This is a genomic window from Qipengyuania sp. HL-TH1 (assembly GCF_036365825.1).
Taxonomy (GTDB): Bacteria; Pseudomonadota; Alphaproteobacteria; order Sphingomonadales; family Sphingomonadaceae; genus Qipengyuania; species Qipengyuania profunda.
Map to the genome: position 1 here is coordinate 521,981 of NZ_CP142675.1, position 21,589 is coordinate 543,569.

Here is a 21,589-nt window from a genome sequence, read left to right on the forward strand (position 1 = left end):
GTTTCCAGTCCCTTCGTTAAGGAACTGGTAACGAATTCGAGGCCGGGCGCGGGAAAAATATGGCTGTAAAACAATAGCCTACGGGCTTATCCCGTGAAATCCCGCAATTTTCCCTTCCATCCCCGGCTGACCCGCGATAAACCGCAATCACATCGGACAAGGACTGTCTCTGCGCGCTCGGCCCGTGGGCCAAGCGGCTCGCCCCCATGCTCGGGCGAGGGAGGAAGGTTTTGCCCGGTGAGGAGGCAAATTAAACCGGTATTGGGGTTTGGAGACAGTGTCGTTCGGAGGGTACAGCGGTCAGGCCTATTCGCCAGCAGGCGATAAGGGCCGCTTTGTGCTTCCGCCCCTGTTTCGCAAGGCGGTGAAGGACAGCAGCGATGGCCGCGTGCTGTGCCTGATGAAGCACCCCAGCTGGAACTGCCTCGTCGGCTTCGGCCTCTCGCGCAAACCCGAACTCGAAGCGCAGCTCGACCGCGAGGAAGAACTCGCCGTCCGCCTGGGCAAGGAATTCGACCGCGATACGCGCTCCAGCCAGCTTTTCGGCTTCCAGGAAATGCCGTTCGACGACAGCGGCCGCTTCGTCATGCCCGAACATCTGCGGATGCTCGGCAAGATCGAGGACGGGCTCTATTTCCAGGGCGGTGGCCGGTTCTTCACGCTGTGGAACCCGGGTGAACTCGCTCAGATGGGCGACGATTGGGCGGGCGCGAAGGCGGCCTGCGAAAGCTTCCTCGCCGATGCGAAGGCGAAGGGCAAATGAGCGCCGCGCCGCATATTCCCGTGCTCCTCGACGAGGTGATCGACGCGCTTGATCCGCAGCCGGGCGACGTGATCGTCGACGCGACCTTCGGGGCGGGCGGCTATACGCGCGCGCTGCTCGAGCGCGGCGCCACCGTGCATGCCTTCGACCGCGATCCCGACGCCATCGCTTCGGGTCGCAGCTGGAACGAAACGGGCGAGAACCCGCCGCGCCTCGTTCTCCATCCGCATCGCTTCTCCGAAATGCTTGACGTCATGACGTCGGCGGGCGTTGCGCGGGTCGATGGGGTGGTGATGGATATCGGCGTCTCCTCGATGCAGCTCGACCAGGCGGAGCGCGGCTTTGCCTTCTCGGCCGATGGACCGCTGGACATGCGCATGAGCCAGGACGGCGAAAGCGCGGCCGATTTCCTCAATTCGGCGGACGAAAAAGCGATCGCCGACGTGCTCTATCTCTATGGCGAGGAGCGCCAGTCGCGCCGCGTCGCGCGCGCCATCGTTGCTGCGCGTCCGCTGGAAACGACCGGCGCGCTGGCGCGGGTCGTGCGCAAGGCGCTCGGCCACAAACCGCATGACAAGAAGGACCCCGCCACGCGGACCTTCCAGGCGGTCAGGATTCATGTGAACGGCGAACTCGACGAACTGGCCCATGGCCTGTCGGCGGCCGAGCATTTGCTGCGCGAAGGGGGCCGCCTCGCGGTGGTCAGCTTCCACAGCCTCGAAGACCGGATCGTCAAGCGCTTCCTGCGCGAGGCGTCCTCAACCCCGAGTGCCTCGCGTCATGTCCCCTTGGCGGCGCAGGATGATCCGGTCTTTTCCAATGTCAGCAAGGCGATCAAGCCCGGCGAGGCCGAAATCGCGCGCAATCCGCGCTCGCGCTCGTCCGTGCTGCGCCATGCCACGCGTACCGCCACACCGGCGCGGGAAGCCGCGTGATGGTCGGGGGTTCGCGCATCCGTCAGATCGGCTGGGCACTGGTGCTGGGCATCTGCTTTGCGCTGCTGCTCGCGCTGACCTTCAAGGTCAATGCGGTGAAAAGCGACGTGCGCCTCGCCGAACGCCAGATCATTGCCGCGCAGCAGGCCAAGCTCATGCTCGACACCGAATTCGAGACCCGCGCCAGCCAGCAGCAGCTGTCCGACTGGAACGCGGTCGAATTCGGCTATGCCGCGCCGCGCGCTGACCAATATCTCGAAAGCGAACGCCAGCTCGCCGTGCTCGGGACCCCTCGCGGGATCGATGCGCCGGACCCGGTGCGCGTGGCGCTCAACCGGCCCGCGCCCGAAAGCGAGAGCCTGTTCGCCGAATGGATGGATGACGAGGGCGCGGACAGCGCCGCCCGGCCCGAACGCCGCGAGCTTGCTGCTGCGGGCGGTCTCGCCGAACGGCTGGCGAGCCCCGCGGTCGGCATGGCCGCGGTCGCCGAGGTGAGCCAGTGAACGCCTTTTCCGGCTTCGGCCCCGCCATCGCCGCGGGCAGCAGGAGCGGGCAGGGGGCGGTGAGCATGGCGGTGGCTTCGGGCCGCGTCCAGCTCGTCACCATCCGCCAGCAATCGCTGACGCTTGCCCGTTGGCGGGTCTTGTGGATTGCGCTTAGTTTTGCCTTTGTCGCGCTGCTCGCGCTTGTCCGGATCGGCTATCTCGGCATGTCCGACGATGGCCTGCGCGGCACCTCGCTCGAGGAAGCCCTCCTGCCGCCGCGCGGCGAGATTACCGATCGCAATGGCGTGCCGCTGGCGCGCGCCTTTCCCGCCTATGCGCTGTGGTTCAACCCGGAAGCATTGGGCGAAGACGGAGCGCCGCTGGTGCGCGATCCCGCGACGGTCATCGGCAAGCTGAAAGCGATCTTCCCCGATCTCGACGAAAAGGCAGTTGCTGCGCAATTCGCCGCGGGCAAGCAGGGCTATATCCGCCGCCGCGTGCTGCCCGAGGAAGCCAACCGGGTGCAGGAAATCGGCGAGCTTGCGCTTGAAATGCCGATGGAAAACGACCGCCACTATCCGCAGGGTTCGATGGCCGCGCATGTGCTCGGCTATGTCGCTGCAGACGGCAATGGCCGGGTCGGCATGGAGCAGGTGCTCAACGATCACCTGTCCAACCCTTCGACCCGCGGTACGCCGATTGCGCTGTCGATCGATTCCCGCGTGCAGGGCGCACTCGAGGACGAGCTGCGCCGCGGGATGAAGCTGGTCCAGGCGCAGGGCGGGGCGGGCATCGTGCTCGATGTCGATACCGGCGAAGTGCTGGCGCTCGCATCGCTCCCCGAATTCGATCCCAACAAGATCGATGCGCGCGGCGAAAAGCTGATGTTCAACCGCGTCACCAACCAAGTCTATGAACTGGGCTCGACCTTCAAGCCGCTGTCTGTCGCCGCCGCGATCGATGCCGGCGTCGTCCGCAATCTGGGCAAGCGCTGGGACGCCAGCCCGGTCAAGGTCGGGCGTTTCAGCATCAAGGACAGCCACGACCTGGGCGCCGACCTCAACGCGGTCGAGGCGCTGATCCATTCGTCCAACACCGTCACCGCGCGGCTGGTCGACGAACTCGGCCCCGACCGCATGCGCCGCACGATGATGGACCTCGGGATGAACGAACGGCCTTATATCGAACTGCCCGCCAAGGGCTTCCCGATCTGGCCGGGCGAGAAATGGCCGCGGCTGCGGTCGATGACGGTCGGCTATGGCCACGGTATCGCGGTCACGCCGCTGCATCTCGCCAGCGCCTATGCGGCGATGGTCAATGGCGGCATCTGGCGCCCCGCCACGCTCAAGAAGCTCGGCCCGGGCGAAGCGCCCAAGGGCCGCCGCGTGTTCAAGGCCTCGACCTCGAGCCGGATGCGCCAGCTGCTTCGCGCGATCGCGGTCTATGGCACCGGCAAGAATGCCGATGCGCCGGGCTACCGCGTGGGCGGCAAGACCGGTTCGGCCGAAAAACCCGGCGGCAGCGCCGGTTATCGCAAGACCGCGCTGGTTTCGACCTTCGCCGCCGCCTTCCCGATGGACCGCCCGCGCTATGTCGTGATCGCCATGCTCGACGAGCCGCGCGGGACGCTGGCCAGCTCCTACCAGCGCACTGCCGCATGGAACGCGGCGCCGATCGTCGGCCGGCTGGTGCCGCGCATCGGGCCTTTGATCGGCGTGCGCCCCGACGATACGCGCGACGTCGACATTTCGGATATCAAGCCGCTGATCCCGGAGGCGAATAAGTGAAGCTGGACAAGCTCTGCACCGCGGCAGGGATCGCTTGCGATGCCGACGTCATGGTGACCGGCTTTGCCATCGATAATCGCAAGGTTGCACCGGGCACCGTGTTCGGCGCTTTCCAGGGTGCGCAGGTCAATGGCGAGGATTTCATCCCCGCCGCGATCGAAAGCGGTGCGGTGGCGGTGGTCGCGCGGCCCGAAGCGACGGTGGAAGGCGCTATTCACATCGCAGACGATACGCCGCGCCGGGCCTTCGCCGCGCTGGCAGCACGGTTCTTCACCCCCGTGCCCGACCATATCGTTGCGGTCACCGGCACCAATGGGAAAACCTCGACCGTCGAGATGACGCGGCAGATCTGGCGCATGGCGGGCGAGCGCGCGGCGAGCATCGGCACGCTGGGCGTGACCACGCCCGACGAAAGCGTTTCCACCGGACTGACCACACCCGACATCGTCACCTTCCTGTCGAACCTCGCCGGGCTGGCCCGCGAAGGCGTGACGCATGTCGCCTATGAAGCGTCGAGCCACGGCCTCTCGCAATTTCGCAACGAAGGCGTGCCCGTCGAGGCCGCGGGCTTTACCAATTTCAGCCGCGACCACCTCGATTACCATGCCGACATGGAAGACTATTTCGCCGCCAAGATGCGGTTGTTCGACGAAGTCGTTTCGGACGGCGCGACGGCAGTAATCTGGATGGGCGCGGGCGATTGCGGCTGGAATGCGCGCGTGGTGGACCATGCGGCACGGCGCGGTCTTGCGGTGATGACCGTCGGCGAGCAGGGCGATGCCATTCGCCTTACCCGCCGCGAACCGACCCAGCTGGGCCAGTCGCTGACGGTCGAGCATGCGGGGCAGAGCCGGACGATCAACCTGCCGCTGATCGGCGCCTACCAGGTTTCCAATGCGCTGACCGCCGCCGGGCTGGCGCTTGCCACCGGCAGCGACGCCGGGCTGGTCTGGGATGCGGTCGCGCGGCTCCAGCCGGTCCGCGGGCGGCTCGAGCGGGCGGTGATCGCGCCCTCGGGCGCCCCCGTCTATGTCGATTACGCGCACACACCCGACGCGCTCGAAGCCGCCATCGCGGCGCTGCGCCCGCATGTCAGCGGGCGGCTTATCACCGTTTTCGGCGCGGGCGGCGACCGCGACCATGGCAAACGTGCGCCGATGGGCGAGGCAGCGGCCAAGGCGAGCGACCTCGTCATGGTTACCGACGACAATCCGCGCGGCGAAGATCCTGCGGAAATCCGCCGCCAGGTGCTTGCAGGTGCGCCGCAGGCGCGCGAAATAGGCGGGCGTCGCGAAGCCATTCTCGCAGCCATTGCCGAAGCGGGTGCGCAGGACATCGTCCTGATCGCCGGCAAGGGACATGAAACGGGTCAGATCATCGGATCGGGAGAGAACATGCGGGTGTTACCCTTCGACGACGTAGAGGTCGCGCGCGAATGCGCCGCGCAGATCGCCAGAGGTGATGCATGAGCGCGGCAATCCTGCGCCATCCGGCCTATGTCGAATGGCCCGCCGACCCGCGCGACCGGCTGCCGCTGACGCTGTGGGACGCGCGGAGCATTGCCGAGGCCGTGGGCGGCACTGCCAGCCATGATTTCCAGGTCGCGGGCGTCGAGATGGACAGCCGCGACGTCGTCAATGGTGACCTGTTCGTCGCGCTCAAGGGCGAGGCAATGGACGGCCACCGTTTCCTCGGCACCGCCTTCGCCAATGGCGCAGCGGGGGCGATCGTCGACCGGCCGGTCGACTGGCCGCATATCCTCGTCGACGACACCACCAAGGCGCTGCAGGCGCTGGCGGGTGCGGCGCGCAGCCGGGTCGAGGCGACCATTATCGGCGTGACCGGTTCGGTCGGCAAGACGGGCGTCAAGGAAGCGATCTTCGCCAGTCTCGAACGCGCGAGCCGCGGTGCGGCGCATCGCTCCACGCGCAGTTACAACAACCATGTCGGCGTGCCGCTCAGCCTGGCGCGGATGCCCGCGCGCAGCCGGTTCGGCGTGTTCGAAATGGGCATGAACCATGCCGGCGAGATCGCGGAACTGACCACGCAGGTCCGCCCGCATGTCGCGGTCATCACGACCATCGCCCCGGCGCATATCGAAAATCTCGGCAGCATGGCGGCGATCGCCGCCGCCAAGGCCGAGATTTTCGCCGGCCTCGAACCGGGCGGGACCGCGGTGATCCCCGCGGACAGCGAACATTACGAACCGCTCAAGCTGGCCGCGCTGCGGGCAGGCGCGAACGTCGTCAGCTTCGGCCGGGCACGCTTCGCCGATGTCCGCTTGCTCGATGCAATCCCCAGCGCCAACGGCGGCAGCCTCGTGACCTGCGAATTCCCCGAAGGGCGGCTGTGCTACACCGTCGCCGAACCCGGCGATCACTGGGTGGTCAACTCGCTTGCCGTGATGGCCGCGGTGCGGGCGGCGGGCGGCGATATGGCGGCTGCCGGTCTCGCGCTGGCCGAAATGGGCGGGCTCAAGGGACGCGGCGCGCGCCACGGGATCGACGTTCCCGGTGGCAAGGCGCTGCTGATCGACGAAAGCTACAATGCCAATCCAGCCAGCATGCGCGCCACCCTCGCGCAGCTCGGGCAAACGCCCTCGGGCCGCCGCATCGCCGTTCTGGGTGCGATGAAGGAGCTGGGCGATTTCGGTCCGCAGTTCCATGCCGCGCTGTCCGAACCTATCCTCGCCGCCGATGTCGACTATGCGTTGCTGGTCGGCGACGAGATGCTGGCCCTGGCGCGCGAACTGGGGAAACCGGAAAGCTCCGTCCTTGGCAAGCCCATCGCCTGGGCGCATTGCCATACCGCCGACGAGGCGATCGGGTTACTCGAGGACTTCGGCGTCGTCGCGGGCGATGCCGTGCTGGTCAAGGGCTCCAACTCGGTCGGTCTTGGCCGGCTCGTGGATCATTTCACCCGCGCCGGCTAGGCGCGACGAGAGGCCGATTTGCTATACATCCTCGCCGAATGGTTGAATTTCGAAGGCTTTTTCAACCTCGTGCGCTACCAGACGTTCCGTGCCGGAGCGACACTGATGACCGCGCTGGTCATCGGCCTCGTCATTGGCCCGCGTTTCATCGCCATGCTGCGCATCCGCCAGGGCAAGGGCCAGCCGATCCGCGAGGACGGGCCGCAGACCCACCTCGCCAAGCGAGGCACGCCGACCATGGGCGGGCTGATGATCCTGATCAGCCTGACGTTGTCGGTGCTGATCTGGATGGATCTGCGCAATCCGTTCATCTGGGCCTGTCTCGCCGTGACGCTGGGCTTCGGCCTGATCGGGTTCCTCGACGATTACGACAAGGTCACCAAGGCCAGCCACAAGGGCGTTTCGGCGCGCATCCGCCTGCTGATGGAATTCACGGTTGCGGGTATCGCCAGCTACATCATCGTCAGCCAGATCAACACCTTCGTCTATGTCCCCTTTGTCAATGACTTCGGGGTCGAGCTGGGGGTTTTCTACTACGCCTTTGCCGCGATCGTCATCGTCGGCGCGGGCAATGCGGTGAACCTCACCGACGGGCTCGACGGACTGGCCACCATGCCGGTCATCATCGCCGCCGGGACCTTCGCGCTGATCGCCTATCTCGTCGGGCGCGTCGACTTCTCGACCTATCTCGGCATTCCCCATGTCGAGGGTGCGGGCGAGCTGGCAATTTTCTGTGCCGCGATCATGGGCGCGGGTCTCGCCTTCCTGTGGTTCAACGCCCCGCCCGCGGCGGTCTTCATGGGCGATACCGGCAGCCTTGCGCTGGGCGGCGCGCTGGGCGCGATCGCCGTGGCGACGCATCACGAGATCGTCCTCGCGATCGTCGGCGGGCTGTTCGTGTTCGAGGCGCTGAGCGTCATTATCCAGGTGGTCTGGTTCAAGCGCACCGGACGGCGGGTCTTCCGCATGGCACCGATCCACCACCATTTCGAACAGCTTGGCTGGTCGGAGAGCAAGGTCGTGATCCGGTTCTGGATCGTGGCAATCGTGCTGGCACTCCTGGGGCTCGCGACGCTCAAGCTACGATGATCACTTCACCTGCCTGGAAGGACAAAAGATACGCGGTGCTTGGCCTCGCGCGGTCCGGCCGGGCGACGGTCGAAGCGCTGCTGGCGAGCGGCGCCGACGTGCTGGTGTGGGACGACCGCACCGAAGCGCGCGAACCCTTTGCCGGGCGCTGCGCTATCGGCGACCCGCTGGAGGCGGACCTTACCGGTTATGGGGGCGTGGTGGTCAGCCCCGGCGTGCCGCTCAACACGCATCCGATCAAGCCGCATGCCGACAGTATCGGCGTGCCCGTCATCGGCGATATCGAACTCTTCGCGCAGGCGCGGGGCGATCTGCCGCCGCACAAGGTCGTCGGGATCACCGGCACCAATGGCAAATCGACCACGACGGCGCTGGTGCATCACATCCTGAAAGAGGCGGGCATGCCGACCGCGATGGGCGGCAATATCGGCCTGCCGATCCTCGAGCAGGACCCGCTTCCCGAAGGCGGGGTCTATGTGCTCGAACTGTCGAGCTACCAGATCGACCTGACCTATTCGCTCGACTGCGACGTGGCGGTGCTGCTGAATATCACCCCCGACCATCTCGACCGGTACGATGGGGATTTCGGCAAATATGCCGCCAGCAAATCGCGTCTGCTGGGAATGCAGACGCGCGGCCACAATTCGATCGCCCGGTTTACCGATGCGCGGGTGCTGGGGCAGTTCGCCGAAGGCTCGGTTGCGAGCATTCTCGAGGATGTGCTCCAGAACAGGGGCATCGCGCCAAGCGAGCAAGCGGACTGGCCATCGCTGCAAGGACCGCACAATCGCGAGAACGCGGCAGCGGCCATCGAAGTCTGCGACATCCTGGGGATTGCGCCCGAGCAGGTCCGCTCCGGGCTCAAGAGCTACCCCGGCCTTGCACACCGCATGGAGCGTGTCGCCGAGGTTTCCGGCGTCGCCTATGTCAACGACAGCAAGGGTACCAACACCGCTGCCTCCGCCCCCGCGCTGGCCGCGTTCGAGAATATCCACTGGATCGTCGGCGGGCTCGCCAAGGAGCCCGGGCTGGGCGAATGCGAGGCCGAGTTGGGCCATGTGAAAGCCGCCTATACCATCGGCAAAGCCGGGCCGGACTTCGCGGCGCTGCTCGACGGCCGCGTGCCGGTCGAACAATGCGAAACGCTCGACCATGCGGTCGCCAGCGCTGCGAAAAACGCTGCGCCGGGCGACACAGTCCTCCTCTCGCCCGCCTGCGCCAGCTTCGACCAATATGCCGACTTCGAGAAACGCGGCGACCATTTCCGCGCGCTGGTGGAGCGGCTGGCATGAACACGATGCAGCCCTATGTCCCCGGCAAGCGCCAACCTGCGCATATGCCCAAGGGCAAGCTGTCGCGCTGGTCCGAAATCAAGATCTGGTGGCGCGAGATCGACCGCGTGCTGCTGCTGCTCGTGCTGCTGCTGATGAGCTTTGGCACCATCGCGGTCGCAGCCGCTTCGCCCGCCAGCGCGGATCGCCTGTCGACCGCGAGCGAGACGCTCGACCCGCTGTATTTCTTCTACCGCCACCTCGCCTGGCAGGTGCTCGCCATCGGGACGCTGCTCGGCATATCGATGCTCACGCGCGAGAATGCGCGGCGGCTCGCCATCGTGCTGGCGGCGGTGATGACGGGACTGTTGTTCCTCGTCCCGCTGATCGGGGTCGAGATCAACGGCGCACGGCGCTGGATCAATCTGGGCATGCAGTTCCAGCCGTCGGAATTCCTCAAGCCCGGTTTCGCCATCGCCATGGCGTGGATCCTGTCGTGGCGCATGCGCGATCCCAACCTGCCGGTGCTGGGCATCGCCACCGCCTATCTGGCGCTGATCGCGGTGCTGATGATGATGCAGCCCAATCTTGGCAGCACGATCCTGTTCGGCGGCGTGTGGTTCGTGATGGTGGTGCTCTCGGGGGTCGATGTGAAGCGGCTGGGCGGCGTCGTCGGCGGCTGCATCATCGGCCTGACCGCGACCTATTTCCTCTATGACAATGCGCGTCACCGGATCGACGCCTTCCTCGGCGGCGGGACCGCTTTCGACCAGGTCGACCTCGCCAGTCGCACGCTGCTGGCGGGCGGGTGGACGGGCGCAGGTTATGGCCTCGGCATCCGCAAGATGAGCCTGCCCGAGGCGCATACCGATTATATCTTCAGCGTCATCGGCGAGGAATTCGGCCTGATCGTCTGTGGCATGATCGTGCTGCTCTATCTCGCCATCGTGGTGCGTGTGTTGATGCGCCTGATCGACGAGGAAGACCTGTTCGCATTGCTGGCCGGTGCGGGGCTGATCGCGCTGCTCGGCGGACAGGCATTCATCAACATCCTGGTCAATCTGCAGCTGTTTCCGTCCAAGGGGATGACGCTGCCGCTGGTCAGCTATGGCGGCTCCTCGACCATCGCCATCTGCCTCAATGTCGGGCTGATGCTGGCGATCACCCGGCGCAACCCGTTCCTGAAAAGCCGGACCATTGGACTTGGCGATAGGCTCGGCTTCGGGCAGACGGCCCCGATGAAAGACACTACGGGTTCCGCACGCCGGGAGATTCACCCATGACCGGCGCCAGTCGCCATTTCGTCCTCGCTGCCGGGGGCACCGGCGGGCATTTGCTGCCCGCCTTCGCGCTCGCGGCCGAGCTCCACAGGCGCGGTCATCATGTCGCGCTGATCACCGACAAGCGCGGCGCGGACATCCCCGGCAAGCCCGATTTCCTGCCCGCGCATGTCATCCCTGCAGGCCGGTTCGGCAAGAACCCGCTCAGCTGGTTCAAGGGCCTCAAGGCGGTATGGGAAGGGCGGCGCATGGCGCTGCGGCTGTTTGACAGTTTCCAGCCCAGCGCGGTGGTCGGCTTTGGCGGCTACCCTTCGCTGCCCGCGATCCTCGCTGCCACCAGCACCGGCGTGCCCACCGTCGTGCACGAGCAGAACGCCGTGCTCGGCCGGGTCAATCGCCTGTTCGCCGGACGGGTGGACGCGGTCGCCACCGCCTATCCCGAAGTCGAGCGGCTCGATGCGAAACACGCCGCGAAGGTCCACCTTGTCGGCAATCCGGTGCGCGCAGGCGTGCTCAGCCTGCGCGACGAACCGTTCCCTCCCTTTACCGAAGACGGCCTGCTGCGGGTGCTCGTCACCGGCGGCAGCCAGGGCGCGCGGGTGCTGTCCGAAGTGGTACCCGACGGTCTTTCCATGCTCCCGCCTGCGCTGCGCCAGCAGCTGCAGGTGACGCAGCAGTGCCGCCCCGAGGATCTCGACGCGGTCCGCGAACGCTATCGCACGCATGGCATTCCCGCCGAACTGGCGACCTATTTCGAGGACATGGCCGCCCGCCTCGCCGATGCGCATCTGTTCATCGGGCGTGCGGGCGCATCCACCATTGCCGAGCTGACTGCGGTCGGTCGCCCTGCAATCCTCATCCCGTTGCCGATCGCGACCGACGACCACCAGGCCGCCAATGCGCGCGAACTGGCGAAATCGGGCGGCGCGCGGATGATCCGGCAGGAGCGTTTCACCGGCAAGGAGCTGGCCAAGCAGATCAAGGTGCTGGCGGAAAATCCGCAGGGTCTCGCCAAGGCGGCGCATGCAGCGTGGAATTGCGGACGGCCCAAGGCGGTCGAGGACCTGGCCGATCTCGTCGAGAGCTTCGGCGGAGCGGAGCTGATGGATGTCATCCGCGTCGGCGGCAACAATGCGCGCGGGTCCTCGCAGGGTGTGCCCGCCGGCCAGGGTGCGGTGCGGGAGGCTGCGGAATGAGGGGCGTCCCTACCGATATCGGCACCGTACATTTCGTTGGCATCGGCGGCATCGGCATGTCCGGTATTGCCGAAGTGATGAACAATCTCGGATATGCGGTCCAGGGTTCCGACGTGAAGGACAGCGCGACCGTCGAACGCCTGCGCCAGCGCGGGATCGAAGTTGCGATCGGCCACGCTCCCGAAAATGTCGAAAGCGCGGCGGTCGTCGTCACCTCGACCGCGGTGAAGCGGACCAATCCCGAAGTCGCCTATGCGCTGGAAAACCGCATTCCCGTTGTGCGCCGCGCGGAAATGCTGGCCGAACTGATGCGGCTGAAATCCACCGTTGCCGTGGCCGGCACGCATGGCAAGACCACCACCACCAGCATGATCGCCGCGCTGCTCGATGCGGGCAATATCGACCCCACCGTGATCAATGGCGGGATCATCGAACAATACGGTTCGAACGCGCGACTGGGCGATTCAGAATGGATGGTGGTCGAGGCGGACGAGAGCGACGGCAGCTTCCTGCGGCTCGACGGGACCATCGCGGTGGTCACCAATATCGATCCCGAGCATCTCGACCATTACGGCGATTTCGACGGCGTGAAGGACGCCTTCGTCGAGTTCATTCACAACGTCCCGTTCTACGGCGCGGCGATCCTGTGCATCGATCACCCCGAAGTGCAGGCGGTGATCGGCAAGGTGCGTGATCGCAATGTCGTGACCTATGGCTTCAACCTGCAGGCGGATATCTGCGGCGTGAACATCCAGCCCGATGCGGGCGGCAATGTGTTCGATGTCATCGTGCGTCGCCGCGGGCAGGAAGATCGCCGGATCGAGGGCGTGCGCCTGCCGATGCCGGGCCGCCACAATGTCCAGAACGCGCTGGCGGCGATTGCGGTGGCGATCGAGATGGGCTGCCCCGACGACGTTATCTGTAACGGCTTCTCCGCTTTCGGCGGGGTCCGGCGGCGCTTTACGCGGGTGGGCGAAGTGCCCAGCGGCGACGGCGTGGCGACGATCATCGACGATTACGGTCACCACCCGGTCGAAATCAGGGCGGTGCTGTCCGCCGCGCGCGAAAGCGCCGGCAAGGGCCGCGTCGTCGCGGTCGTCCAGCCGCATCGCTACACCCGGCTGCGCGATCTGATGGAAGACTTCCAGAGCTGCTTCAACGAGGCGGACGAAGTCTATGTGACGCCGGTCTATGCCGCTGGCGAGGATCCCATCGACGGGGTCGATGCCGATGCGCTGGTCGCCGGGCTCAAGGCGCGCGGCCACCGCGCCGCGCAGACGGTCGCAGACGAGGAAGACCTCGCCGAAAAGCTGGCCGCCGATCTGCAACCGGGCGATCTGGTCGTATGCCTCGGCGCGGGCGATATCACGCAATGGGCGGCGGGCCTCGCCAATGGCATTGCGAAAGCGAGTACTGCATGAGCGCGGGTGACCAGCCGGGCGATGTGTGGAACCGCGACAGCGGCATGGCCCCCGATTGCGAAGTCGAGGGCGGTGTGGCTGCGCCGATCGACACGCAGGGCCTGCGCGGCAAGCTGACCCCCGATGCGCCGCTCGCCAAGCTCGTCTGGTTCAAGGCCGGGGGCAAGGCCGACTGGCTGTTCGAGCCCGCCGACGCAGAAGACCTCAAGGAATTTCTCCAGCGGCTCGAAGGCAATCTGCCGGTGATGGCGCTGGGACTTGGATCCAATCTGATCGTTCGCGATGGCGGCGTGCCCGGCGTCGTGGTCAAGCTGGGCAAATCCTTTGCCGATGTCGCAATCGACGAAGCGACCTGCGTGGTCGATTGCGGCGCGGGTGCGCATGGCATCCTCGTTGCCAGCGCGGCGCGCGATGCCGGCGTGGCAGGGCTCGAATTCATGCGCGGTATCCCCGGCACGGTCGGCGGTTTCGTGCGCATGAACGGCGGCGCCTATGACCGCGAAGTCAGTGACGTACTTATCGATTGCACGGTGGTCATGCCCGGTGGCCAGTGCCTCACGCTGCCCGTCGCGGACCTGCAATATACCTATCGCCATTCGGCGCTGCCCGATGGCGCGGTGGTGATTTCGGCGCGCTTTCAGGGCCAGCCGGGCGATCCCGCCGCAATCGGTGCGAAGATGGATGCGATCGGCGAGGCGCGTGAAAACTCGCAACCTTTGCGCACCAAGACCGGCGGATCGACCTTCAAGAACCCCCCGGGCAAGAAGGCGTGGGAACTGGTCGATGCCGCAGGTTGCCGCGGCCTGCGCATGGGCGGCGCGCAGGTGAGCGAGAAGCACACCAATTTCCTGCTCAATGTCGATAATGCCACCAGCGCCGATATCGAAGGGCTGGGCGAAGAAGTGAAACGCCGCGTTTACGAACATTCGGGTGTCGAACTCGAATGGGAAATCCAGCGTGTGGGGCGACCCTAAGGACCGACAATGACCGATCTCCCCAAACTCCATATCGTCGTCCTGATGGGCGGCTGGGCCAATGAGCGCCCGGTGTCGCTGATGTCGGGCGAAGGCATTGCCAAGGCGCTGGAAGAGCGCGGGCACCGCGTGACGCGGATCGACATGGACCGCCACGTCGCCGCGCGGATCGCCGAGGCCGCGCCCGATGTCGTGTTCAACGCGCTGCATGGCGTGCCCGGCGAGGATGGCACCGTGCAGGGCATGCTCGACCTGATGGGCGTGCCCTATACGCATTCGGGCCTCGCGACCTCGGTTGTCGCGATCGACAAGCAGCTGACCAAGCAGGCACTGGTGCCGCGCGGCATCCCCATGCCCGGCGGGCGGATCGTCAAGAGCGCGGACCTGCACCAGCGCGATCCGATGCCGCGCCCCTACGTTCTCAAACCCGTCAACGAAGGCAGCTCGGTCGGCGTGGCCATCGTCACCGACGAAGGCAATTACGGCAATCCCATCGCAGCCGATGCCAAGGGGCCGTGGCAGGACTTCGCCGAACTGCTTGCCGAACCCTATATCAAGGGCCGCGAGCTGACCGCGGCCGTGGTCGATTTCGCCGATGGGCCGCGCGCACTGGCGGTTACCGAACTCAAGCCCAAGAGCGGGTTCTACGATTTCGACGCCAAATATACCGACGGCATGACCGATCACATCTGCCCGGCGGACATCCCACCGCGGATCGCCGAACTCTGCCTCGAATATACGCTGACCGCACATAAGGTACTCGGGTGCCGCGGGACCAGCCGGACCGATTTCCGCTGGGACGAGGAACAGGGCGAGGACGGGCTGTTCGTGCTCGAAACCAACACCCAGCCGGGGATGACCCCGCTCAGCCTCGTGCCCGAACAGGCCCGTTACGCCGGGATCGAATATGCCACGCTGTGCGAGCTGATCGTGGCCGCGGCGCTGCGCGATCACGCCGCCCGCTCCGGGGGCAAGGATGGCTAAGGTCAAACGCTCACCCACCGGCGTGCGCCGGTCTGCGGCGGCGCGCAATCGCAGCCAGAAGGCGCATGCCGCACGCAAGCATACGAGCGGGCTGTTCGATCGCGTCATGGCTGCGCTGCCCTTCACCGAGGAGCAGTGGCACAGGTTTTTCCTGTTCGTGATCATCGCGGCGGGGCTGGGTATCGCCTGGACGATCGCGAGCTATGCCGGCGTGCCCGAAATGGCGAAGGCGGAACTGGCCAAGTCGGCCTCGCGCTCGGGGTTCGAGGTCAGCCGGGTGCGCGTCTCGGGCGTCGAGCGGATGAACGAACAGCAGGTCTATGAGCGGGTGCTGGCCGAACAGGATCGCCCGATGCCGCTGGTCGAGCTCGATGCGGTCCGCGCGCGCCTGCTCGACCTGCCGTGGGTAGCCGATGCGCGCGTCTCGCGCCAACTACCCGATACGCTCAAGATCGATATCGTCGAGCGCGTGCCGCATGCGGTGTTGCGCAAGCCCGACCGGCTAGTGCTGATCGACCCGCGGGGCAACGAACTCGAACCGATCAGCTCCAAGAATGCAGAAGGCAAATTGCTGATCGAGGGGCCCGGGGCCGCGCGCCAGGTCGAGGAACTCGGGCGGCTGCTCGATGCCGCCCCTGCACTCAAGCCGCAGATTGCGTCTGCCGAATGGGTCGGCAACCGGCGCTGGAACCTGACCTTCAAGACCGGCCAGTTGCTCGCGCTGCCCGAAGGCGATCTGGGCGCGCCCGCGCTGGTGAAATTCGCCCAGCTCGACGGGATGCACCGGCTCATCGGGGGCAAGCCCATCGCAATCGACATGCGCGTGCCCGACCGCGCCTATCTGCGCTGCGCGGACGGGCCGTGTCCCAAGCAGATGGCGCTCAACGGGAAGGCCGAATAATGGCCTCCGAACAGCCGCGCATCACCCGTGTCTTCGGCGCCGTGAACATCGGGTCGTTCCGCGTTTCGGCCATGATCATGGGCCAGGCCGAGGGCGGCGAGATGGTCGTGCTCGGTTCGAGCCACCGCGCCAGCGACGGGATCAAGCGCGGCTATGTCACCGATATGCGCGCCGCCAGCCATGCCATACGCACCGCGATCGAAAAGGCCGAGGCGAATGCCAACACCTCGATCCAGAGCGTGTGGATTGGCTGCGCGGGAGCGGGGCTGTCGAGCAAGATTTCCAGTGTCGAAATCGCCATCGGCGGGCGCCGGATCGAGGAAGACGACATCGAGCATCTGCTCTATGCCGCGCGCGACCACCTGCACCCCGACGGACGCATGGTGCTGCATGCACAGCCGGCGCATTACACACTCGACGGGGCGCATGGTGTTGCCAATCCCAAGGGCCTCCATGCCGAGGCGCTGGGGGTCGATGTCCATGTCACGTTGGCCGAAGGTCCGCCCGTCCGCAATCTGATCGAAGCGGTGCAGACCGCGCATCTCGATGTCGAAGGCGTGGTCGCCAGCCCTTTGGCGGCGGCCTATGCCTGTCTCACTGCCGAGGAACGCGACCTGGGTGTCGCGCTGGTCGAAATCGGCGCGCAGGTGACCAATGTCTCGGTCCATGCGGCAGGCATGCTGCTGGGGCTGAAATCGATCCCCATCGGGTCGAACGACATTACTGACGCGATCGCCTCCTCGCTCGGCATTCGCCGCAGCCAGGCCGAACGGCTCAAATGCGTGTCGGGCTCGGCCATCGCGACGCCGACCGACCACCGCGAGATGATCCCCGTCAGCGGCCCCGGCGAAGAGCCCGGCGGACGGCTGGCCCGCGGCGCGGACGAGCACAATCGCATCGCCCGTGCAGAACTCGTTTCGATCGTCACCGACCGTCTGGGCATCACCACTGCCGAAGTGGGCAAGGCGCTCAAGGCGATGGGCTTCTCCGGTGCGCAGGGCGGGCAGGTCGTGCTCACCGGCGGCGGGGCGGAACTGCACGGGATCGCCGAATTCATGCAGGGCGCGCTCGGCCGGCCGGTCCGCATTGGCAAACCGCCCGTATTGCAGGGCCTGCCCGAGGCGCATGCCACGCCCGGTTTCGCCACGCTTGCGGGCCTGTGCCTGTATGCGTCCGACGACCCGGTCGACATCCGTTCGGTGGGTCCGCGCTACCAGCCCACCAAGCGTTATCGCGGCATGGGTCTGATCAACCGTGTCTTACTCGCGTTGCGCGAGTATTTCTGAGGGTTGAACCGCCGTGCAAACACGCCTTTAGGCCTTGTGGATAAGGCAATCATGACTTCGACGTGCGATTCGCTTTGTGCCAAAGTTGTGACATAAAGCCAGCAAGCGACTTTTCGAATACCCAGGGGACTCTTGATGAGTATCAATATCGGACCGGCATCAGACGACGATCTTCGTCCCAAGATCATGGTCGTCGGTGTCGGTGGTGCGGGCGGCAACGCCATCGCCAACATGATGCAGGCAGAGATCGAGGGCGTCGACTTCATCGTCGCCAATACTGATGCCCAGGCGCTGAGTACGTCGCCCTCCGAAAAACGCATCCAGCTCGGCCCCGACATTACCGGCGGACTTGGCGCAGGCGCACGCCCCGAAGTGGGCAAGGCCGCGGCCGAGGAAACGGTCGAGGAAATCGAGGATTCGCTCGACGGGGTGAACATGGTGTTCATTGCCGCGGGCATGGGCGGCGGCACCGGCACCGGTGCGGCCCCCGTTATTGCCGAAGCGGCGCGCAAGCGCGGCGTGCTGACCGTCGGCGTGGTCACCAAGCCGTTCCTGTTCGAAGGCACGCGCCGCATGCGCGCAGCCGAAGCGGGTATCGACGAACTGCAGAAGCACGTCGACACGCTGATCGTCATCCCCAACCAGAACCTGTTCCTGGTCGCGAAGGCGGAAACGACCTTCAAGGAAGCCTTCATGCTGGCGGACGAGGTCCTCCAGCAGGGCGTGCGTTCGATCACCGATTTGATGGTCATGCCCGGCCTGATCAATCTCGACTTTGCCGACGTCCGCTCGGTGATGAGCGAGATGGGCAAGGCGATGATGGGCACCGGCGAGGGCGAAGGCGACAACCGCGCACTCGAAGCCGCCGAACGCGCCATCGCCAACCCGCTGCTCGACGGCGTGTCGATGGCCGGCGCCAAGGGCGTCATCATTTCGATCATCGGCGGCGAGGACATGAAGCTGCTCGAAGTCGACGAAGCGGCGAACCATATCCGCGAGCTGGTCGACGAAGATGCGAACATCATCTGGGGTTCGGCCTTCAATCCCGACCTCGACGGCAAGATCCGCGTGTCGGTCGTCGCCACCGGGATCGAACCCGACGGTTCGGTCGCGGCAGCGCCCGCGCGGGCATTCTCGATGCGCGAAAGCAGCGCGCCGCGGCGTCCGGTGCTCGACCTGCCGAGCGACAACGTGGCCGAGGAAGAGCCGTTCGAACTCAACGAAGGCCTCTCGGCCGATCCCGAGCCCGAACAGCCGTCCTACCAGCCGCAGCCCGCTCCCGAACCGGAGCCGATCGCGGCAGAGGCGGATGCGTTCGATCTCACCGACGAAGCCGAGGAAGAGGATGTCGGCCAGGGCTTCGGCCTCTCGCCGGCGACTTCCGGATCGTTCGACGAGGATGACGAGGAAGGCTATAACGATGTCGACGGCATCGTCGATCCGCTCGCCGGCCTGCGCAACGAACATACCGAACGCTTCGAAGGCGACGATGACGAGGGCGTACCCGCGCCTGCCGATGACCGCGAATTCGGCAGCACGCCGGCGAAGGACGGTTGGAACGAAGACCGCCCCCCGCTCGACCTGTCGGGCGAAATGCGCGAAACCGAAGGCGGATCGCAGGACGAATTCGAACTCGGCGACGACCAGCGCGACACGGGAAGCCCGCTCGCGACCAAGCCGGGGCGCAAGCAACCGCTGTTCCCGGGCGAAGGCGCTGGCGACGAACAGCCGGCGCGCAGCGGTTCGGGTTCCAGCGGCGGGGCGGGCTCTGGCTCGCTGCCGGGGAATACGCTGTTCGAACGGATGGCCAATCTCTCGCGCGGGGCCAGCAATCCCGAAGGCGCGGATGACGAAGACGAAGACGATGATGGCGGCAGCAGTGGCGGCCTCAACATCCCGCGCTTCCTCGGACGCCAGAACAACCAGTAGATAGGGCCGCGTCAGCGCGGGTTAACGCCCGCGCGGCGAGGGACAGGACATGATTTCGACCGGGCGACTTGCTGCTGCCGTGGCGTTGCTGGCTCTGGCAGCGCAGGCCGAGCGTGTCTCGGCCCAGCGCGAGATCGTGCAGCCCTTACCCGCCGAAGGCGAGCGCAGGCTGGGTGACGCGCTGTCGCGGCTGGCGCGCAATTCGCTCGATGTCACGGCACTGCTCGATGCGGGTGAAGCAGCGCTGGAACTGGGTGACATCGACGCGGCAATCGGCTTTTTCGGCCGCGCCAACGAGCTGTCGCCGGGCAATTCGCGCAGCAAGGTGGGGCTGGCCAAGGCCTACACCCGCTCGCGCCGTCCGGTCGAGGCGCTGCGCCTGTTCGCCGAGGCCGAGCAGGCGGGTGTCGCCAATGCGCGGATGGCCGAGGATCGCGGGCTGGCCTTCGACCTCGTCGGCGATTCCGCCAGCGCGCAGCAATTGTACCGGCTCGCGCTGGCCAGTGGGGCCGGTCCCGAAGCGACCCGCCGCCTGGCCCTGAGCCTGGCAATTTCGGGCGATCGGGAGGGCTTCGAAGGCGCCTTGCTTCCCTTGCTGCAACAGCGCGATGTCGCCGCCTTCCGTACCCGCGCTTTCGGCTTGGCGATCCTGGGTGACGCGCGCGAGGCGAAGGACATCGCCAACACCATGCTGCCCGCAGGGATCGGCGGACGCATGGCGGCCTATTTCGAATATATGCCGCGGCTGACCAAGGCGCAGCAGGCGGCAGCGGGCAATCTGGGCGTCTTCCCGCGCACCGCCAGCATCGGCACGGACGATGCCGGGATTGCCGGTTATGCGGGCGATGCGGTGCAGATCGCCCGTGCCGGACCGCCGCCAGTGCGGCAGGCCTCCACGCCTTCGCCCGCCGCCGCCGATCCGCGCTCTCGCCAGACCCGGCGTCGTCCCGATCTGACGGGCAGCAAGGCTACGAGCGCAGGAGCGAGCGCCGGCGCATCGGTTGCGGCTCCAGCACCAGCGCCAGATGATGTGCCCTCGTCTCCTCCGGCCGCGTCAGCGGTCCCCGCGCCGAGCCCTGCGCCTTCGCTGACGACAACGCTTACCGAACCAGAACCCGCGCCGCAGCCGGACACTGCCCCGGTGGTCATAGCGCGCGCAGACCCACCGCCATCGGTTCCGATGGGTACGACAGTCCTGCCATCGCCCGCGCCACCGCCGCCGCCCGCGCCCATCCAACCGGAGCCCGAGCCGCAGCCCGCATCGGTCGCCGATGCCTTCGATGGTTTCACGCTTGCGCCCGGCACGCCGACGCCTTCGGCCAGCGGCGCGGTGGATATCACGCGCCTCGCCATCCCGCGCGAACGCGAAGAACCCAAGCCGCCGCCGCCGCCCGCCCATCCGGCCCGGCACTGGGTGCAGGTCGCGACCGGCAAGGACGTTTCGGCGCTCAAGTTCGACTGGCGCCGGATTTCGCGCAAGGCGGAGGGCAAGCTCGACGGCAAGGGGCCGTTCGTCACCCCCTGGGTCGAGGCCAATCGCCTGCTGTCCGGCCCCTATGACAGCGCCGCGAAGGCGCGCGAAATGGTCAAGGAACTCAAGGAATTGGGCGTCGACTGTTTCACCTTCACCAGCGCCGAGGGCGAGGTGATCGAAAAGCTGTAGACCCGCGCAAAGGTTAACGCGCGCGGCGGTTTTGTTCACAAGCTTTGCACAACCCTTAACGGTTCTCCCCAGCGTCGAGGCGTGCATCCATTGCCAAGCGGCCCCGCGTTTCTGCATCCAGCAAGTCATGACGCGCATGGAACAGCTCCGATGAGACCATCAGAAGATCGCTACGAGGTCGAGGAGGACGCGGCGCCGCTCGACCTGCTGGTAGCCCTGTTCGAAGCGCGTGGCTGGCCATGCGAATCGACCGCGACAGAAATGAGCGGCGAGATCCAGGGAAGCTGGACCAAGTACCAGTTGCGCGGCATCTGGCGTCCGGAAGATATGGTGCTGCAGATCCTGTGCCTGCCCGATATCCGTATTGCCAAGGACAAGCTGACCCCCGCGTATGAGCTCGTCAGCATGATCAACGAACAGATGTGGCTCGGCCATTTCGAGATCTGGTCGAATGGCGGCGTCCTGCTCTATCGCAATGCCACCATACTGGGCGACGACGGGATGCTCAGCCTGGGCCAGGCGCAGGCGCTGGTCGAAATCGCTGTCGACGAATGCGATCGCTTCTACCCAGCGTTCCAGTTCGTGCTGTGGGGCGGGCGCACACCGAGCGAGGCGCTCGAGGCGGCGATGGTGGACGCCGTCGGCGAGGCCTGAGCCGCCCTCCCGATCGGTTAAATCGCGTTAGCCTTACAA

Annotated in this window: 18 protein-coding genes; all 18 read left to right on the forward strand. The window is 66.3% G+C overall.

Annotated elements, in window-relative coordinates; all coding sequences use genetic code 11:
* Positions 1–337: 337 nt before the first annotated feature.
* The 18 genes from VWN43_RS03050 to VWN43_RS03135 all read left to right on the forward strand — a co-directional run bounded on the left by VWN43_RS03050 (position 338) and on the right by VWN43_RS03135 (position 21,550).
* Positions 338–763 carry a division/cell wall cluster transcriptional repressor MraZ gene (locus VWN43_RS03050; RefSeq protein ID WP_320180712.1) on the forward strand — a complete coding sequence of 142 codons (426 nt, stop codon included), beginning with the start codon at positions 338–340 and terminating at the stop codon, positions 761–763.
* Positions 760–1,698 (forward strand): 16S rRNA (cytosine(1402)-N(4))-methyltransferase RsmH, encoded by a 939-nt coding sequence (gene rsmH, locus VWN43_RS03055; RefSeq protein WP_320180711.1) that lies wholly within the window; start codon positions 760–762, stop codon positions 1,696–1,698. The genes VWN43_RS03050 and rsmH overlap by 4 nt, the downstream gene beginning before the upstream one ends.
* Entirely contained in the window at positions 1,698–2,201 is a 504-nt protein-coding gene (locus VWN43_RS03060; RefSeq protein WP_320180710.1) for a hypothetical protein, read from the forward strand. The genes rsmH and VWN43_RS03060 overlap by 1 nt, the downstream gene beginning before the upstream one ends.
* A 65-nt stretch (positions 2,202–2,266) precedes the next feature.
* Positions 2,267–3,970: a peptidoglycan D,D-transpeptidase FtsI family protein gene (locus VWN43_RS03065; protein WP_320182134.1), complete on the forward strand. Its 1,704-nt coding sequence runs from the start codon at positions 2,267–2,269 to the stop codon at positions 3,968–3,970.
* Positions 3,967–5,439, forward strand: a complete 1,473-nt coding sequence (locus tag VWN43_RS03070; RefSeq protein WP_320180709.1) for a UDP-N-acetylmuramoyl-L-alanyl-D-glutamate--2,6-diaminopimelate ligase — start codon at positions 3,967–3,969, stop codon at positions 5,437–5,439. The genes VWN43_RS03065 and VWN43_RS03070 overlap by 4 nt, the downstream gene beginning before the upstream one ends.
* Positions 5,436–6,902, forward strand: a complete 1,467-nt coding sequence (locus VWN43_RS03075; RefSeq protein ID WP_320180708.1) for a UDP-N-acetylmuramoyl-tripeptide--D-alanyl-D-alanine ligase — start codon at positions 5,436–5,438, stop codon at positions 6,900–6,902. The genes VWN43_RS03070 and VWN43_RS03075 overlap by 4 nt, the downstream gene beginning before the upstream one ends.
* A gap of 18 nt (positions 6,903–6,920) precedes the next feature.
* A complete protein-coding gene (mraY, locus tag VWN43_RS03080) occupies positions 6,921–7,991 on the forward strand; it encodes a phospho-N-acetylmuramoyl-pentapeptide-transferase (RefSeq protein ID WP_253518155.1) in 1,071 nt (356 codons plus the stop codon).
* A complete protein-coding gene (gene murD, locus VWN43_RS03085) occupies positions 7,988–9,283 on the forward strand; it encodes a UDP-N-acetylmuramoyl-L-alanine--D-glutamate ligase (RefSeq protein ID WP_320180707.1) in 1,296 nt (431 codons plus the stop codon). The genes mraY and murD overlap by 4 nt, the downstream gene beginning before the upstream one ends.
* Positions 9,284–9,288: 5 nt before the next feature.
* Positions 9,289–10,545: an FtsW/RodA/SpoVE family cell cycle protein gene (locus VWN43_RS03090; protein ID WP_420493537.1), complete on the forward strand. Its 1,257-nt coding sequence runs from the start codon at positions 9,289–9,291 to the stop codon at positions 10,543–10,545.
* The gene (gene murG, locus VWN43_RS03095) at positions 10,542–11,738 is read left to right on the forward strand and encodes an undecaprenyldiphospho-muramoylpentapeptide beta-N-acetylglucosaminyltransferase (protein WP_320180705.1); all 1,197 of its coding nucleotides are present in this window, start codon (positions 10,542–10,544) and stop codon (positions 11,736–11,738) included. The genes VWN43_RS03090 and murG overlap by 4 nt, the downstream gene beginning before the upstream one ends.
* Positions 11,735–13,159, forward strand: coding sequence for a UDP-N-acetylmuramate--L-alanine ligase (gene murC, locus VWN43_RS03100; protein WP_320180704.1), 1,425 nt, complete (start codon positions 11,735–11,737; stop codon positions 13,157–13,159). Before murG ends, murC begins: the two co-directional genes overlap by 4 nt.
* A gap of 44 nt (positions 13,160–13,203) precedes the next feature.
* On the forward strand, positions 13,204–14,133 hold the full coding sequence (murB, locus tag VWN43_RS03105) for a UDP-N-acetylmuramate dehydrogenase (RefSeq protein ID WP_320182133.1): 930 nt from the start codon (positions 13,204–13,206) through the stop codon (positions 14,131–14,133).
* A 9-nt stretch (positions 14,134–14,142) separates the two neighbouring features.
* Complete coding sequence (locus tag VWN43_RS03110; protein ID WP_320180703.1) at positions 14,143–15,117, forward strand: D-alanine--D-alanine ligase; 975 nt, start codon at positions 14,143–14,145, stop codon at positions 15,115–15,117.
* Entirely contained in the window at positions 15,110–16,018 is a 909-nt protein-coding gene (locus VWN43_RS03115) for a cell division protein FtsQ/DivIB (protein ID WP_320180702.1), read from the forward strand. Before VWN43_RS03110 ends, VWN43_RS03115 begins: the two co-directional genes overlap by 8 nt.
* On the forward strand, positions 16,018–17,304 hold the full coding sequence (gene ftsA / locus VWN43_RS03120) for a cell division protein FtsA (RefSeq protein WP_320180701.1): 1,287 nt from the start codon (positions 16,018–16,020) through the stop codon (positions 17,302–17,304). The genes VWN43_RS03115 and ftsA overlap by 1 nt, the downstream gene beginning before the upstream one ends.
* A 135-nt stretch (positions 17,305–17,439) precedes the next feature.
* A complete protein-coding gene (ftsZ, locus tag VWN43_RS03125) occupies positions 17,440–19,233 on the forward strand; it encodes a cell division protein FtsZ (RefSeq protein WP_330768106.1) in 1,794 nt (597 codons plus the stop codon).
* Between the two features lie 49 nt (positions 19,234–19,282).
* Positions 19,283–20,896, forward strand: coding sequence for a tetratricopeptide repeat protein (locus VWN43_RS03130; protein WP_320180700.1), 1,614 nt, complete (start codon positions 19,283–19,285; stop codon positions 20,894–20,896).
* 150 nt (positions 20,897–21,046) lie between these two features.
* On the forward strand, positions 21,047–21,550 hold the full coding sequence (locus tag VWN43_RS03135) for a type III secretion system chaperone family protein (protein WP_253518113.1): 504 nt from the start codon (positions 21,047–21,049) through the stop codon (positions 21,548–21,550).
* Positions 21,551–21,589: the final 39 nt, after the last annotated feature.

Coding starts and splice junctions, on each gene's coding strand:
- VWN43_RS03090 (WP_420493537.1), top strand. CDS start 9,289: ATGCAGCCCTATGTCCCCGGCAAGCGCCAACCTGCGCATATGCCCAAG.
- murG (WP_320180705.1), top strand. CDS start 10,542: ATGACCGGCGCCAGTCGCCATTTCGTCCTCGCTGCCGGGGGCACCGGC.
- VWN43_RS03060 (WP_320180710.1), top strand. CDS start 1,698: ATGGTCGGGGGTTCGCGCATCCGTCAGATCGGCTGGGCACTGGTGCTG.
- murC (WP_320180704.1), top strand. CDS start 11,735: ATGAGGGGCGTCCCTACCGATATCGGCACCGTACATTTCGTTGGCATC.
- VWN43_RS03115 (WP_320180702.1), top strand. CDS start 15,110: ATGGCTAAGGTCAAACGCTCACCCACCGGCGTGCGCCGGTCTGCGGCG.
- VWN43_RS03075 (WP_320180708.1), top strand. CDS start 5,436: ATGAGCGCGGCAATCCTGCGCCATCCGGCCTATGTCGAATGGCCCGCC.
- VWN43_RS03130 (WP_320180700.1), top strand. CDS start 19,283: ATGATTTCGACCGGGCGACTTGCTGCTGCCGTGGCGTTGCTGGCTCTG.
- rsmH (WP_320180711.1), top strand. CDS start 760: ATGAGCGCCGCGCCGCATATTCCCGTGCTCCTCGACGAGGTGATCGAC.
- murB (WP_320182133.1), top strand. CDS start 13,204: ATGGCCCCCGATTGCGAAGTCGAGGGCGGTGTGGCTGCGCCGATCGAC.
- ftsZ (WP_330768106.1), top strand. CDS start 17,440: ATGAGTATCAATATCGGACCGGCATCAGACGACGATCTTCGTCCCAAG.
- VWN43_RS03110 (WP_320180703.1), top strand. CDS start 14,143: ATGACCGATCTCCCCAAACTCCATATCGTCGTCCTGATGGGCGGCTGG.
- VWN43_RS03135 (WP_253518113.1), top strand. CDS start 21,047: ATGAGACCATCAGAAGATCGCTACGAGGTCGAGGAGGACGCGGCGCCG.
- ftsA (WP_320180701.1), top strand. CDS start 16,018: ATGGCCTCCGAACAGCCGCGCATCACCCGTGTCTTCGGCGCCGTGAAC.
- murD (WP_320180707.1), top strand. CDS start 7,988: ATGATCACTTCACCTGCCTGGAAGGACAAAAGATACGCGGTGCTTGGC.
- VWN43_RS03065 (WP_320182134.1), top strand. CDS start 2,267: ATGGCGGTGGCTTCGGGCCGCGTCCAGCTCGTCACCATCCGCCAGCAA.